Raw genomic sequence first — 15,136 nt, 5'->3', positions numbered from 1 at the left:
TGCGTCACCCGGAATAAAAAGCGGCGCGCAGCCCGATTCGCCGCACGCCCATTCCGAATAGTCATGTCACCTACTCTGACACGCCGTGCTGTGCAAGGGGGCAGTGGCGTTTCCGCCTACCTAACCGGCTTAGCCGAAGGCGCCCAGGATCAGTTGCAACCCGCCGCGAATGCCCAGATCGACCAATGCAAAGAACACAGCCGTCAGCGCCGCCATGATGAACACCATGACCGTGGTCAACAGAACCTCGCGGCGCGTAGGCCAGACGACCTTTGCGACTTCGGCACGGACCTGCTGAATGAACTGGATCGGGTTTGTGGTGGCCATGAGGCGTATCTCTCTGCTAGCGGATGGGCCGGACATAACCGGGCATTGCGGCAATTTCAAGGGCGGTCAGGGCTTGGGCTTGTCGTCCCATTCGTCGCTTAGGATGCGGCGCGAGTCGCCCTCGGGGTCGTCATACTGGTTGGACCGGACCGTATAGATGAACGCAACCAGCCCAACACCGCCCAAAAGCAGTGAAATCGGAATGAGATAGGCCAGAACTTCCATCGTATTACCTTAGCCGCAATGCATTCAGGGACACAGTGATCGACGAGGTCGACATCGCCAGCGCCGCGATCAGCGGTGTTGCGAGGCCCACAACGGCCAGAGGCACCGCGATCACATTGTAGACGGTAGCGATGCGGAAGTTCTCGCGAATCCGTTTGGTCGCCTTGATGGCCGTATCGCAGGCATCCGAGATCGGTGACAGGTCATTGCCCAGCAGCACGATATCCGACGCCACCCGCGCCGCGTCCAGTGCTGAGGCGGGAGAGATCGAGACATGTGCCGCCGCCAGCGCTGCCGTATCGTTCAACCCATCGCCCACCATCAGGACGCGATGGCCCTGATCGCTCAACGCTTGCACCTTGGCGGCTTTGTCCTCGGGCAAGGCTTGGGCGATCCAGGTTTCGATGCTCAGTTTATCTGCGAGTGCCTCAACAGCCCCTTTGGTGTCGCCCGAGATCAGAATGACCTCTTTGCCCGCTTTGCGGAAGGCGGCGACGGCCTCGGCCGCACCGGCGCGTAGGCTGTCCGTGAACGTAAAACGCTGGGGCGTGTGCGATCCGATGGCCAGCCATGCAGAGGTCTGCGCCCCGTCCTCGCCACCGACCCAGGCGGCGCGGCCCAACCGGACGCGCTGATCCCGATAGAGGCCCTCGGTGCCATAGCCCGGCACTTCGACCACATCGCGCAGGGTAGCGGGTTTGATCCCGGCCTCACGTGCTGCTTTAGTGAGCGCAAGCGACAAGGGATGCGAGGAGGCCTCGGCCAGTGCCAGAGCCACTTCCAGATCGGCGCGGGAATGGTCGCCCAGATTGGTCAGCTCGGGTGTACCCGAGGTCAGCGTGCCGGTTTTGTCAAACACAACCGTATCAACCTCGGCCAAACGCTCCAGCGCCGTGGCATGTTTGATCAGCATCCCGCTGCGGAACAGCCGACCGGAGGCGGCAGTTGTCACCGCCGGAACCGCAAGGCCAAGCGCACAGGGGCAGGTGATGATCAGAACCGCTGCGGCGATGTTCAGCGCCGTACGGACATCGCCGGAATAGATGTACCAGCCCAGAAAGCTGAGCGCCGACAGGATGTGCACACCCGGCGCGTATAGCTTGGCCGCCTTGTCGGCCAGCGATGTGTACCGCGACCGACCCGATTCAGCGATGGCCACCAGATCGGCCATCCGATGCAGCGAAGTATCCTCACCCACCGCCGTCGCACGGATGGTCAGAGGTCCGGTCAGGTTGACCTCACCAGCGCTGACCGCCAGCCCTTCCTGCGCGAATACAGGGAGGGTTTCCCCGGTCAGCAGGGAGCGGTCGAGTTCGGACTGACCCGAGACAATCTCTCCATCCACTGGCATCCGACCGCCGGGCCGGACAAGGATCAGGTCGCCGACATTCAGAGAGGAAACTGCGATCTCTTCCTCAGCGCCATCCACCAGACGGGTGGCGCGTGGCACCTCCAACGCGGTCAGTTCTTCAGCCGCGGAGCGGGCAACGGCGCGGGTGCGGTAATCCAGATACCGCCCGGCGAGCAGAAAGAAGGTCAGCGTCAGGGCGGCGTCAAAATAGGCGTGCTTGCCGCTAAGCGCGGTTTCCCAGAGCGAAGTGACCAGCGCCAGCAGGATGGCCAGCACGATCGGCACGTCCATGTTCAGGCGACGCACACGCAGGGCGCTCCAGGCGTTGGCAAAGAATGGCTGGGCCGAGAATGCAATCGCAGGCAACGCAATGGCCGCCGAAATCCAGTGGAACATGTCCCGAGTCGCATCACTTGCGCCGGACCAAACCGACACCGACAGCAGCATCACGTTCATCGACGCAAACCCGGCCACGGCCAGCCGCATCAGCAGATCACGACCTGCCTTGTCAGATTGCGTGGCCGACAACGCTCCGGGGTCAAGCTCATGCGCTTCATAGCCCGCGCGTTCCAGCACCGGGATCAGGTCGACGGCACGCATGTCCGGAGCGGCTTTGATCATGGCGCGTTTGAGCGTCAGGTTGACCCGCGCGTCCAAGACGCCGGGATGGGCGTTCAATTCCCGCTCAACCGTCGCAATACAGGCCGAGCAGTGAATCCCCGGTAGCGACAGCGCGATCTGCGCGTCCTTGGGCGCCGCACGCGCTGGCTCGGCCGGGGCTGCGAGGCAGCCCGGACAAGCCGCTGTACCGGTTGGGGCCTGTGCGGTCATCCCATCACCCTTTCACATACAGCGGCACGCGCTGCGCGAATTCGGCACCGTCCTTGGCCTTGGCGACCAGACGGATATTCCAGTTCCCCTTGCCCAGTGCGGCGGGAGCCGCGTAGGCCAGACCATCAAAGGTGAAATCCGGCGAGAAGTCGTCTTTCACGTGGGTCGCACGACCAACAACCGCCTGCAGCTCAGCCACCTCGACGGGGGCACCCGTCTGATCGGTGATGCGCAGCACAAGCAATCCGCCGGTCACCTCGGCCTTGATCTCCCAGCCCAGCGCCTGCTGTTCTTTGAGACGTTCGTTGAACTCCTGGCTGGCGACATAGGAGTTCTTGACCTCAAGTCCCGGAAACGTCTTCACCGCACTGTAGGCCAGCACAAGATTCACCGCGATGATCACACCAAAGGCTGCAACAAACACGGCAAGCGCATGCTTTCCGGTAAATTGACGCTTTGCCATTCTCAGTTTCCTCGTCCGTTGAACGTGGTGTCTTTATAGGCCCGCTCGCCACTTCCAAGATCTTCCACCCAGATGCGGACCGAAGTGCTGTCCACAGCGGCCGGACCGGTGCCCTGAGCCGCAGTAATGTAGACCCGCGTCAATTGTGCCGTATCTGCTGCGACATTGACAGCATTCCCTTCGATGCCCTCAATTTCGACCTGCAGCGACGGATCGCCCGCCAGCGTCAGTTGGAAGGACCTCTCTTCCCCATGCTTGTTGCGCAGGCGCACGTCATAGGTGTTGCGGATCGTGCCATCCGACAAGGTGACGAAGGTCGGGTTCCGCACCGGCGCAACGGTCAGGTCGATATCCGAACGGATAAACAGCGCAAAGAGCAGGGCAAAGCCGACCAGCGACCACAAGGTCGTATAAAGGATCGTGCGGGGCCGCAGGATGTGTTTCCAGATGTTCTTGGGCGGCTGACCTTCTCGCTCGTGCACCTCATCGCTGAGTGCCATATAGTCGATCAGGCCGCGTGGTTTGCCTATCTTGGCCATCATGTCATCACAGGCATCGATACACAAAGCGCAGGTGATACACTCCAGCTGCTGCCCGTCCCGTATATCGATCCCCACAGGGCAGACATTGACGCAGGCCATGCAGTCAATGCAATCACCCAGATCAGAATCGGCAGTGCGTTTGCCCTTTCCACGCGGCTCACCCCGCCATTCGCGATATCCGACGACCAGAGTATCCTCATCCATCATCGCCGCCTGAATCCGCGGCCAGGGGCAGGCATAGATACAGATCTGCTCACGCGCGAAGCCACCGAAGAAGAAGGTAGTGGCGGTAAGGATCAGCATGGTCGTGTAAGCCACAGGATGTGCGTTGCCGGTCACCAGATCGCGGGCCAACGTCGGCGCATCCGCGAAATAGAACACCCAAGCCCCGCCCGTGGCGAGGCCGATCAGGAACCAGACCGCCCATTTCGTCAGACGCAATCGTGCCTTGCGAAAATCCAGCTTCTTCTGTCGATGCAGACGCAGACGCGCGTTGCGATCCCCCTCGATCCAGCGCTCGACCAAGATATAGAGATCGGTCCATACAGTCTGCGGGCAGGCATAGCCGCACCAGACCCGTCCCAGAGCCGAGGTGAACAGGAACAGTCCCAGCCCGGCCATGATCAGAAGGCCTGCGACGAAGTAGAACTCATGCGGCCAGATTTCGATCCAGAAGAAGTAAAAGCGCCGGTTGGCCAGATCCAGCAGCACCGCCTGATCCGGCAGGCTTGGACCCCGGTCCCATCTGATCCACGGCGTCACATAGTAGATGCCCAGCGTCACCGCCATGATGATCCACTTGAGATTGCGGAACGGGCCGGACACCCGCCTTGGGAAAATCGGCTCTCTGGCGGCATAGAGACTGGGGGTGGGGTTGGAATCGCTCACAGGCTGGCTCCACAACTGGCTTTTCTGAGTGTGTCTTGTTCCAGATCACGGGACGAGAGACTTTGACATGGGTCAAAACGCGCATCGTACAGACATCTTTTCGCGCCAATGTTACCGCGCGTTGCGTGCCTCGCGTTTCAGCCAGCTGATAAACGTCTTCACCGAAGGTCTAAGTGCTGATTTTTGCGTCAAAATATGATATCCGCGCGCATCGGGTTCGGCATAAAGCTCGACGATACGGCCCGCCTCGATATCAGTCTCGACGAATTGTCGCACGGTGACCGTGACCCCTTGTCCGGACCTCAGGCCATCCAGCAGCAGATTACCTGGGAGTTGCGTGCGCCCCGCACCGCGTTCGGGGCCAACGCCGCGTTCGGTCAGCCATGTTGTAGCTTCTGTCGTGCCGATTTCTTCCAGCCACGGCAGTTGCGCAAGCTCGGCTGGCGACCAGTCCGTTTTGCCCCCCAACAGAGTGGGTGAGGCCACGATAACCATCGGTGTTTGCAGCAACATCTCACAATCCACCCCCGGCCAACCTCCGGCACCATAGCGGATGGCGACATCGACTCCGCCTGGGCGCAATTCGACCACCTCGAAGGTTGGATCGAGGATCAGATTGACCTCCGGGTGGGTGGCGCGAAAACTTGGCAGACGCGGCATCAGCCACGATGCGGCAAAGGACGAAGTCAGCGAGACATGAACCGGCCGGTCCTGACCCGAACGGGCCAAATCGCCAACGGCCACCTCAATCGCGCCAAAGCCCAGATGCAAGGCACGCGCCAGATGCTCTCCGTCCCCGGTCAGGGTCAGTGACTTGCCGGAACGGTCGAGCAGCGCAACGCCCAAGTGCTTTTCCAGCGCACGCAACTGCTGGCTGATGGCAGCGTGGCTGACATTAAGCGCCAGACCGGCATCGACTACATTACGCTTCTCAGCAAAGGCTGCAAAGGCCCTGAGCGCAGCAAGCGGCGGAAGGTTCAGCCAGTCCATATGTAAACCACACTTACACAGAGTAATGGTTATTGAGTCGCATTTGGCGCCCCAAAGGTCAATCTTTTAGGCAGGAACTTTATCGCTTAGGAGAAACGCCATGCTGAACGTTTTTGCCCGATCTTTCATGACTGCGACACGGGTCGACACGCCCCATATTCAGGACACACCAAAACCAAGCCGCCGCAAGGCGCGTTGGTTGCCCGAACATCATTGGTGGAAGGAACATCCGCGCGCAACAGATCTGGACGATCGCTGAACCAGCCTGAATCCCGGTTCTGGACCGAGACACAACAAGGGCTTATTCTTGGAAAATTCGGCACCGGCTGTTCTGGAAACGCGCGAACAGATGGAACAGCCGGTGCCTCAGCCTTCGGGCGGGAAACCGCCCGGAGGTGTTCTTTTAGCTCTTACTGACCGCCACCCAGCTGGTGGACATAAGCCGATACAGCACGGATCTGCGCGTCAGTCAGGCGGTTTTCCCAGGATGGCATGACGCCGAACCGGCTGTTGGTGACCGTCTCGGTCAGCGCTTCTTCGCTACCACCGTAAAGCCAGATCGCATCCGTCAGGTTCGGCGCGCCCTGGAAGACATCGCCTTTGCCATCTTCGCCATGGCAAGCCGCGCAGTTATCTTCAAAGACAACCTTGCCCGCCTGCGCTGCTGCATCGTCGGTCTGAGCGTTGGTCAGCGACATGACATACTGAACCACCTGCGTGATCTCGTCATGCTCGAGGATCTCGCCAAAGGCCGGCATTTCGGAATAGCGCGCATCGTCACTTTCCTCATTCCGGATACCATAGGCGATGGTGTACTCGATATCCTCAAGCGTACCGCCCCAAAGCCAGGCATCGTCCAGCAGGTTCGGGAAACCCGGCGCACCTTGCGCACCCGAGCCGTGGCATTGCGCACACCATGTGCGGAATACGGCACCGCCCGAATTCACGGCGTATTGCTGCAGCTCTGCATCGGCCGAGATCTCCTCGAGCGGAGTTTCAACCAGCTTCGCATTCCACGGCGCATTCGCTTCTTCGAAGGCAACCATTTCCTGCTGCACCAGCTCGCGCGAAGACCAGCCCAACACACCGGCGGTTGCCGATTGAACCAGAGGCCATGCGGGATACATGATCGTATAGATCACACCCCAGAAGATGGTGGCGTAGAAGGTCCACAGCCACCAGCGCGGCATCGGGTTGTCGAACTCTTCGATACCGTCCCAGCTGTGACCGGTTGTATTCGGATCACCCGGCTGTTTTTCAGGTGTCTTGCTCATTGCCGCGCCTCCTTGGATGTGGCGGGTTTATCTTCATGCCGGAACGGAATATTGGCCGTGTCCTTGTATTCCTTGCTGGCACCGGGGCGGAAAACCCAGATCACGATGCCCAGGAAAAAGGCGAACAACAGCAGCAACATCCAGCTATCCGCAAACTGTCTGAGGATTGTGTATTCTTCCATCACACCCTCCTTAGCGGTTTGCGTCAGGCGTGAAGGTCGAGAAGTCGACCAACGTGCCCAGCATTTGCAGATAGGCAACCAGCGCGTCCGCTTCGGTCAGCTCGGGCTGGCCGTCGAAGTTGCGCACGTTGACCTTGTCGCCATAGCGTTCCAGCAGACCGTCATAGTCGCTGTCCGGATCGGCCTGAGCGCGGAAGTCGGCTTGCGCGTTCTCCAGCATCTCTTCGGTATATGGGGTGCCGACCAGAGCGTTGGCCGCCATGATGTCACCGATATACTTGCCGTCGATCTTGCGGTGTTCGAGGAAGCCATATTTGGGCATCACCGATTCAGGCACCACAGACTGCGGGTCCCGCAGGTGATCGACCTGCCACTGATCCGAGTAGCGGCCACCAACACGCGCCAGATCAGGCCCCGTGCGCTTGGAGCCCCACTGGAAGGGGTGGTCATACATCGATTCAGCCGCCAGCGAGTAGTGGCCGTAGCGTTCGACCTCGTCCCGCATCGGGCGGATCATCTGGCTGTGGCAGACATAGCAGCCTTCGCGGATGTAGATCTCACGCCCCGCCATTTCGAGAGGGGTGTAAGGGCGCATGCCCTCCACCTTCTCGATTGTGTTCTCAAGATAGAACAGCGGGGTGATCTGAACGATGCCACCGATGGTCACGACCAGGAAGCTGAAGATCAGCAGGAGGGTCGCGTTGGTCTCGAGGATCTTATGTTTGTCGAGAATTGCCATTGCTCCGGCCCTCCTTATTCAGCCGGGACCGCGACGGTCAGGCTGGCCTCTTTGGCCGGCGCTTTCCGCACAGTCATCCACAGGTTGTAGCACATGATCACTGCGCCAGCGAGGAACAGAACCCCACCCAGACCACGCACCACGTACATCGGGAACTTGGCGGCCACGGTGTCAGCGAACGAGTTCACCAGGAAGCCGTTGGCATCCACTTCGCGCCACATCAGGCCTTCCATGATACCGGTGACCCACATCGACGCGGCGTAGAGCACGATGCCAATGGTGGCGAGCCAGAAGTGCCAGCTGACCATCTGCAGCGAGTACAGACGCTCGCGCTTCCACAGGACAGGCACCAGGAAGTACAGCGCACCAAAGGTGATCATGCCATTCCAGCCCAGCGCGCCCGAGTGCACGTGACCAATGGTCCAGTCAGTATAGTGGCTGAGCGAGTTCACAGCGCGGATCGACATCATCGGTCCTTCGAAAGTGGACATGCCGTAGAAGCCGACCGAGATGACCATCATACGGATGATCGGGTCGGTGCGCAGCTTGTCCCAAGCGCCGGAAAGCGTCATCAGACCGTTGATCATACCGCCCCACGAAGGCATCCACAGGATGATCGAGAACACCATGCCCAGCGTCGACGCCCAGTCAGGCAGCGCGGTATAGTGCAGGTGGTGCGGACCCGCCCAGATATACAGGAAGATCAGCGCCCAGAAGTGGATGATCGACAGCTTGTACGAAAATACCGGACGCTCGGCCTGCTTCGGGATGAAGTAGTACATCATGCCCAGGAAGCCCGCGGTCAGGAAGAAGCCCACGGCGTTGTGGCCGTACCACCACTGGATCATGGCGTCCTGAACGCCCGACCAGACGATAACCGATTTCGAGCCCCAGATGCTGACGGGGATGGTCATGTTGTTGACCAGGTGCAGCATGGCGACGGTGACGATAAACGCGAGGTAGAACCAGTTGGCCACGTAGATGTGGGGCTCTTTCCGCTTGATGATCGTGCCTAGGTAGACGGCCAGATAAGCGACCCAGACAACGGTCAGCCACAGGTCTACGTACCATTCAGGCTCAGCATATTCTTTCGACTGGGTTCCGCCCAGCAGATAGCCGGTTGCGGCCAGCACGATGAACAGCTGATAGCCCCAGAACACGAACCAGGCCAGATTACCGCCCCAGAGACGCGCGGCGCTGGTGCGCTGTACGACATAGAACGAAGTTGCAATCAGCGCGTTGCCGCCAAAGGCGAAGATCACCGCCGAAGTATGCAATGGACGCAACCGGCCGAAGTTGGCGTAACCCTGCGCCCATTCGAAGTTCAGCGCCGGAAAGGCCAGCTGGAATGCAATGAAGGTTCCCGCCAGAAACCCGACCACACCCCAAAAGGCGGTCGCGATCACGCCATAGCGGATCACGTCATCCATGTATTCGCCCGAGCGGTCTACGAGAATATCTGGCTCGTCCGTTTTTCTAAGCGTCCAGATGAACAAACCACCGGCGATCAACATCACCAGAATCGCATGCACCTGATACGCCAAATCGCGTGCATAGTTGGACCCGATCGCGGCGAACACCACAACCAGCCCAAGCACGATCAGCTTGATGTAATTTGACATATTGCGTCCCTTTGCCATGCCCCGCGCGATTCTTCATGCCGCGCGAAACCTTTTTGACTGCATGCTGTAATGCAGCGAGGCCATGTTTTCCGCTTTGATCTGTGTCAAGACAAGCCCCTGTTTAATGTGACAGGTTTTCCTCAAGAAACCGATGCGCGGACCGCACAATGGTCGCGCCGAAATCACGAGGGCGACATGGCATATAAATCCCTATTGACGGTCATGACGGAAACCAAGCTGTCACAATCTGCTCTGGCGCAGATGGTAGCACTGGCTGAGGCACAGGACGCCCATGCCGAGGCGCTGTGTCTTGGGGTCGACCGCAGTCAGACGGGTTATTATTACGCAGGTGCCAACGCGCTGATTTTGCAGGAAACCCTGAGCCGCGCCAATGCCGAGGCCGATGAAATACTCGCCTATGCTCAGGACTATCTGGGCAAGTCCGGCATCCGCTGGTCTGCCGAGAATGGCGTTGCGCAGATCGCCGATATCGGACGCCATGTTGCGCGACGTGCGCGTTTCTCGGATCTGGTGATTTTGCCACGACCCTACGGCAAAGACCGGGACGCCGAGGCCGAACCGATTGTGGAGGCTGCCATGTTCGAAGGCCACGCCCCGGTTCTGCTGGTGCCGGACGATTCAAAACCACTTGCTTCGCCGGGAACCGTGATGATCGGCTGGAATGAGAGCATCGAGGCCATGCGGGCAATCCGCTGCGCCCTGCCCTTCCTGAAACAGGCCGAGTTGACGCGTATTGTCGTCATTGATCCGCCCCGGCATGGGCCCGACCGGTCCGACCCCGGCGGACTACTGTCGCAGATGCTGGCACGGCACGGGGTGAGATGTGAGATCGATGTGCTGAGCAAGACCATGACCCGCGTCTCGGACATCCTCAACCGCCACGCAGCGGATACCGAGGCGGACATGATCGTGATGGGGGCCTATGGGCATTCCCGCTTCCGCGAGGCAATTCTGGGCGGAGCAACCCGCAATATGCTCGAGCAATCAAACGTGCCGGTCTTCCTGGCCCATTGATCCGCTTGCGAAACAAGATGCAAAGCCGCCCCTGATCCGGGCGGCTTTGAGCGTTTTACGCTTTTCGGATCAACCCTATGAGGAACAGCAGGATCACCGCCCCCACAGTCGCAAAGAAGATCGAAGAGAACAGGCCGCCACCGACCCCAAAGCCCAGCGCGGGAAAGATCGTTCCTGCCAGAAACGCACCGACAACCCCGACGATAATATTCCCGATCAGACCAAAGCCGCGACCTTCCATGATCTTGCCGGATAGCCAACCGGCAATCGCACCGATGAACAACATCGCCAACAGGCTACTGAATACCATAGCTCACTCCTGATATTGTGAGGGTCGCGCCGACAGGGTCTGGCGTCAGACCAGAAAACCGCCATCCGTATCGTCGCCGGCCTCTTCCATAAGGCGCCCCATATCGGGGATGGTGACGTGGCGCTTGCCTTCCAGCAAGATCACCTGATCCTTTTTCAGCGCAGACATCTGGCGGCTCACCGTTTCCAGCGTCAGACCCAGATAATCCGCCATCGCCTCACGAGTCAGCGGCAGATCGAACACGATCGGCCCCGTCATGCCGGACTTGTGGATCGACGCATCCCGGCGGGCAATGATCGAAAGTAGGCTGGCGATCTTCTCTCGCGCGGTCTTGCGCCCCAGTACCAGCATCCATTCGCGCGCCGCATCCAGTTCGTCCAGCGTCATCTCAAGCAAGCGCTGCGCGATATGCGGCGTGGTCGTCATCATTTCTTCGAATGGCTTCTTGCGGAAGCAACACATGACCAGATCGGTGGTTGCAATCACGTCATATGGCGCAGATTCGCGCCCCGGACGGCCAACAAAATCGCTGGGCAGCAACAGCCCGACCATCTGCGTGCGACCGTCTTCCATCGTTTGCGTCAACGAAGCGATTCCGGAAACGACCGACCCCACGAAATTCATCGGGTCGCCGGACCAGATTACATTCTGGCCAGCCTCAAAGCTGCGATAATATTTAATGCTTTCAAGCTCTTCGAGCTCATCAGCTTCGCAATGGGCGCATACTGCGCGATGCCTGATCGGGCAATCCTCGCAGCTTCCGTGTTCAAACATGGCTTTTACGTTCATTCGCGCGTCCACTTGATCTCGGTCAAAGTATGCAAGCCCTCCCCGTTATACCCGTAGCGTCATGACAATCAAAGCTCAATTGGCACGGCTTGGACTTTTTGACGCGAAGGTACCGCGTTATACAAGCTATCCAACCGCCCCCCATTTCAATAATGACGTGGGGTCCGACCTATACGGTGAATGGATTTCCGGGATCGCTCCGGGTAGCTCCATTTCGCTATATATCCACGTCCCCTTCTGCCGCAGGCTGTGCTGGTTTTGCGCCTGCCGCACGCAAGGCACCCAAACCGATAATCCGGTCATTGCCTATGTGGATGTGTTGAAGGCCGAGCTTGATCTGCTGGCCGCACGCCTTCCCGAAGGCGTGACACTGTCGCGCCTGCATTGGGGGGGCGGTACGCCGACCCTGCTGAACCCCGACCTGATGCGTGACCTAGCGGCACGTATTCTCGACGTGGTTCCTTTGGGCCCGGACGCCGAGTTCTCGGTCGAGATCGATCCAAACGAGATTGATGAGGCGCGTCTGGACGCACTGGCCGAGGCGGGCATGAACCGCGCTTCGATTGGGGTGCAGGATTTCGACGACGAAATCCAGAAAACCATCGGGCGCATTCAGGGCTATGACGTGACCCGCAATGCCGTCGACATGATCCGCGCGCGCGGCATCACCAGCCTGAACGCCGATATCCTCTATGGCCTGCCGCACCAGACCAAAGCACGGATGACAGAAAGCGTGCAGAAGCTGTTGTCGTTGTCACCTGACCGTGTTGCGCTCTACGGGTATGCGCATGTTCCGTGGATGGCCAAGCGGCAACAGATGATCCCTTCTGACGCGCTGCCAACACCCGAACAACGGCTGGAATTGTTCGAAACCGCCCGTCGCCTGTTCCTGTGGGACAATTATGCAGAGATCGGCATCGACCATTTCGCCACGCAGGATGATGGCCTGACAAAGGCGCTGAACGCCGGTCGGCTGAAGCGCAACTTCCAAGGCTATACCGATGATCAGGCCGAGGTTCTGGTTGGCGTCGGTGCAAGCTCAATCTCGCGCTTCCCGCAAGGTTACGCCCAGAATGCCTCAGCCACGTCGGCCCATACCAAAGCCATTTGTGATGGTCAGTTTTCGACTGCGCGCGGACATCTTTTCAAGGGGCAGGATGTGCTGCGCTCTCGTCTGATCGAAGCCTTGATGTGCGATTTCCAGATCGACACCGCCGAGATCCTGCGCAACCACGATATCTCGGCCAGTGAGCTGCATCAGATGTACCAATCGGCCAACGCGGCCTTTGAAAACCTGTTGCAGATCACCGACAAGGGCCTGTTCATCCCAGAGGAGGCACGCGCGTTGACTCGCATGATCGCGCGGAATTTTGACGCCTATGACCTGAGCAAGGCGGGTCATAGCTCGGCGATTTGACCCTTTTGGACCGGTCAGCCGACTGATCGGTTCCTTTCGAAGCTGCATGAGGGGCTTGACGCCCGCCTCTGGTTTTCTCCACACTTAAGGGGTGGAGAGCCACTCCTCTCCGCCGCCTGAGGCAGGCCGAGTATCAGACAGACCCGTACCGACGCATACGCGTCGGGCAACTCTTTTCGTGCAGCCAAGTTGCAACTGAAAGAGGGACAGCACCCATGCGCGTTTTCACCGTCCTCGGCCCCAGCCAATCGGGCAAAACCACCTTGGTCGAAGCGATCAGCCGCCTCGACGGGCGGCCCACAACATTCGATATCGCCGGAACCGTGCATCTGCACGGTTTTTCTTATTTGGACGAACCCTGGTGCGCGGTGGACGTGGACGGAGGCGGCGATGCGCTGGCCTATGTCGGCCCCGCAATGGCCATCTCGGACGCGGCCGTGGTCGTCGTGCCGCCTGATCCGGATGCCGCCGTCCTGTGTGCCCCGTATCTCAGGCTGGTGGAAGAAGCGGGTATCCCCTGTTTCCTGTTCATCAACCGCATGGACAGCCCCAATGGCCGCATCCGCGACATCGTTGCGGCACTACAGACCTATTGCACTCATCACATCGCTCTGCGACAGGTTCCGATCCGCGACGGGGACACCATCATCGGTGCCGTCGACCTGATCTCGGAACGCGCGTGGAAGTATCAGGAAGGCCAGCCCTCGGCCCTGATCGAGCTGCCGCAATCGGTAGAAGACCGCGAACAGGAAGCACGCACCGAACTGCTGGAGACCCTATCGGATTTTGACGACAACCTTCTGGAGCAGCTGATCGAGGACAAACAGCCGCCCAGCGAAGAGGTCTATGAACTGGCCGCGCAGGTCTTGCAGAACCACCAGCTGATCCCGGCATGCCTGGGTGCCGCGAGTCATGGCAATGGCCTGACCCGGCTGATGAAAGCGCTGCGGCATGAGGCGCCGGAATTCAGCATCGCGGCAGATAGGGATGAGGCTGAAGAGAACGCACGTGCCATCGCTGGCTTTGCAGATGTGAAAAAGCATATCGGCAAGATCACCGTGTTGCGCGGTCTGGGTGACGGGGTGAAAGCACACGAATCTCTGGGTGGCGAAACCGTCGGGAACCTGACCACCTTAGATGCCAAGACCCAGATCAGCGCCCTTGAGGCCGGACAGATCGGGTTGGCGGTGAAGTCCGACCATCTCAACCCCGGTTTCATCTATGATAGTGCGGCGGCAACGCCGCTGCCGGAATGGGCATCTTCACACCCTGCTGCGCACCGTCAGGTCGTTTCGCCCGCGCATGAGCGTGACGATGTACGCCTGTCGAACGCGCTGACCCGGTTGGTCGAGATCGATCCCGGCCTGCATCTGGAACAGGACGAGTTGAGCGGTCATTCCATTCTGGGCTCGCAAGGTCCGCAGCATATGCGGCGCGTGAGCGCCAAGCTGGCTGAAGATTTCGGTATCGAGATCGAGGCCGAGGCCGCCGGAACTGCCTATCGCGAAACCATCCGCACGAAGGTCGATCATCGCCATCGCCATCGCAAGCAATCCGGTGGTGCGGGGCAATTTGCCGATGTCGTTATATCCATCGCACCGCTGCCACGCGGATCTGGGTTCCAGTTCGAAGAAGTGGTTAAAGGCGGAGCGGTACCGCGGAATTACATTCCCTCGGTGGAGCATGGGGCCAAGGATGCTCTGGTCGAAGGCCCCGAGGGGTTCCCTGTCGTGGACGTCAAGGTGACGCTGAGTGACGGCAAACACCATAACGTAGACAGCTCGGACTACGCCTTCCGCACGGCAGGTAAGAACGCCGTACGTGAAGCGCTGCCCGAGGCCAAACCGGTTGTCCTGCAACCGATCCTGAACGCCGAGATTCATCTGCCATCGGCCTTCGTCGGCGATCTGGTCCCGACGATCAGTTCGCTGCAAGGTCAGGTGCTGGGCTTCGAGGGCAATCCGAACGCGTCGGGCTGGGAAATCTTCAACGCGCAGCTTCCGGCTGTTGCCGAGGATGAGCTGCACCGCACCCTCGCCAGCGCCACCCGTGGCACCGGCTGGGTGAAACTGCAATTCGATCACTATGAAGAGCTGCGCGGCCCCGTTCCCGCGTCAGCCAAGAACAAGGAAATCGCCTGAGGCCAAACGC

General features: G+C 59.7%; 16 protein-coding genes. 4 read left to right on the top strand and 12 right to left on the bottom strand.

From position 1 onward, the window contains the following. Positions 1 to 129: 129 nt before the first annotated feature. The 6 genes from secE to ACR0AZ_RS16210 all read right to left on the bottom strand — a co-directional run bounded on the left by secE (position 130) and on the right by ACR0AZ_RS16210 (position 5,617). A complete protein-coding gene (secE, locus tag ACR0AZ_RS16235) occupies positions 130 to 327 on the bottom strand; it encodes a preprotein translocase subunit SecE (RefSeq protein WP_171124314.1) in 198 nt (65 codons plus the stop codon). Between the two features lie 66 nt (positions 328 to 393). Next, entirely contained in the window at positions 394 to 552 is a 159-nt protein-coding gene (gene ccoS / locus ACR0AZ_RS16230; protein ID WP_424831576.1) for a cbb3-type cytochrome oxidase assembly protein CcoS, read from the bottom strand. A gap of 4 nt (positions 553 to 556) precedes the next feature. Beyond that, complete coding sequence (locus ACR0AZ_RS16225; RefSeq protein WP_480667880.1) at positions 557 to 2,734, bottom strand: heavy metal translocating P-type ATPase; 2,178 nt, start codon at positions 2,732 to 2,734, stop codon at positions 557 to 559. A gap of 4 nt (positions 2,735 to 2,738) precedes the next feature. Then, complete coding sequence (locus ACR0AZ_RS16220) at positions 2,739 to 3,197, bottom strand: FixH family protein (RefSeq protein WP_480471807.1); 459 nt, start codon at positions 3,195 to 3,197, stop codon at positions 2,739 to 2,741. A gap of 2 nt (positions 3,198 to 3,199) precedes the next feature. Further along, positions 3,200 to 4,627, bottom strand: a complete 1,428-nt coding sequence (gene ccoG, locus ACR0AZ_RS16215) for a cytochrome c oxidase accessory protein CcoG (protein WP_480471806.1) — start codon at positions 4,625 to 4,627, stop codon at positions 3,200 to 3,202. 111 nt (positions 4,628 to 4,738) lie between these two features. Continuing rightward, positions 4,739 to 5,617 carry a LysR family transcriptional regulator gene (locus ACR0AZ_RS16210; protein WP_480471805.1) on the bottom strand — a complete coding sequence of 293 codons (879 nt, stop codon included), beginning with the start codon at positions 5,615 to 5,617 and terminating at the stop codon, positions 4,739 to 4,741. 100 nt (positions 5,618 to 5,717) lie between these two features. Here ACR0AZ_RS16210 and ACR0AZ_RS16205 point away from each other — a divergent pair, with 100 nt between their 5' ends. Continuing rightward, positions 5,718 to 5,876, top strand: coding sequence for a hypothetical protein (locus ACR0AZ_RS16205; RefSeq protein WP_480471804.1), 159 nt, complete (start codon positions 5,718 to 5,720; stop codon positions 5,874 to 5,876). Positions 5,877 to 6,027: 151 nt separating this feature from the next. On the opposite strand, the gene ccoP is transcribed toward ACR0AZ_RS16205, so the two are convergent. From ccoP to ccoN, 4 genes are read right to left on the bottom strand one after another with little or no spacing between them, the layout of a single operon-like run. Then, positions 6,028 to 6,891 carry a cytochrome-c oxidase, cbb3-type subunit III gene (gene ccoP, locus ACR0AZ_RS16200; protein ID WP_480471803.1) on the bottom strand — a complete coding sequence of 288 codons (864 nt, stop codon included), beginning with the start codon at positions 6,889 to 6,891 and terminating at the stop codon, positions 6,028 to 6,030. Continuing rightward, positions 6,888 to 7,073 carry a cbb3-type cytochrome c oxidase subunit 3 gene (locus tag ACR0AZ_RS16195; RefSeq protein WP_480471802.1) on the bottom strand — a complete coding sequence of 62 codons (186 nt, stop codon included), beginning with the start codon at positions 7,071 to 7,073 and terminating at the stop codon, positions 6,888 to 6,890. Before ACR0AZ_RS16195 ends, ccoP begins: the two co-directional genes overlap by 4 nt. Before the next feature lie 10 nt (positions 7,074 to 7,083). Further along, positions 7,084 to 7,812 carry a cytochrome-c oxidase, cbb3-type subunit II gene (gene ccoO / locus ACR0AZ_RS16190; protein ID WP_480471801.1) on the bottom strand — a complete coding sequence of 243 codons (729 nt, stop codon included), beginning with the start codon at positions 7,810 to 7,812 and terminating at the stop codon, positions 7,084 to 7,086. 14 nt (positions 7,813 to 7,826) lie between these two features. After that, a complete protein-coding gene (gene ccoN / locus ACR0AZ_RS16185) occupies positions 7,827 to 9,434 on the bottom strand; it encodes a cytochrome-c oxidase, cbb3-type subunit I (RefSeq protein WP_480659865.1) in 1,608 nt (535 codons plus the stop codon). A gap of 195 nt (positions 9,435 to 9,629) precedes the next feature. On the opposite strand from ccoN, the gene ACR0AZ_RS16180 reads away from it, so the two are divergent. Then, entirely contained in the window at positions 9,630 to 10,469 is an 840-nt protein-coding gene (locus ACR0AZ_RS16180) for a universal stress protein (protein WP_480471799.1), read from the top strand. Between the two features lie 55 nt (positions 10,470 to 10,524). Here ACR0AZ_RS16180 and ACR0AZ_RS16175 read toward each other — a convergent pair whose 3' ends face one another. Both ACR0AZ_RS16175 and fnrL read right to left on the bottom strand, forming a co-directional pair. After that, on the bottom strand, positions 10,525 to 10,779 hold the full coding sequence (locus tag ACR0AZ_RS16175; RefSeq protein ID WP_480471798.1) for a GlsB/YeaQ/YmgE family stress response membrane protein: 255 nt from the start codon (positions 10,777 to 10,779) through the stop codon (positions 10,525 to 10,527). Positions 10,780 to 10,824: 45 nt separating this feature from the next. Next, positions 10,825 to 11,568 (bottom strand): transcriptional regulator FnrL, encoded by a 744-nt coding sequence (gene fnrL / locus ACR0AZ_RS16170; RefSeq protein WP_480471797.1) that lies wholly within the window; start codon positions 11,566 to 11,568, stop codon positions 10,825 to 10,827. A 61-nt stretch (positions 11,569 to 11,629) separates the two neighbouring features. On the opposite strand from fnrL, the gene hemN reads away from it, so the two are divergent. Both hemN and ACR0AZ_RS16160 read left to right on the top strand, forming a co-directional pair. Further along, positions 11,630 to 12,985 carry an oxygen-independent coproporphyrinogen III oxidase gene (hemN, locus tag ACR0AZ_RS16165; protein WP_480667879.1) on the top strand — a complete coding sequence of 452 codons (1,356 nt, stop codon included), beginning with the start codon at positions 11,630 to 11,632 and terminating at the stop codon, positions 12,983 to 12,985. A 215-nt stretch (positions 12,986 to 13,200) separates the two neighbouring features. Further along, the gene (locus tag ACR0AZ_RS16160; protein WP_480471795.1) at positions 13,201 to 15,126 is read left to right on the top strand and encodes an elongation factor G; all 1,926 of its coding nucleotides are present in this window, start codon (positions 13,201 to 13,203) and stop codon (positions 15,124 to 15,126) included. Positions 15,127 to 15,136: the final 10 nt, after the last annotated feature.

The sequence above is a fragment of the Ruegeria sp. BE3 genome (genome assembly GCF_056538865.1).
This window is presented reverse-complemented; position numbering and strand designations above follow the sequence as displayed.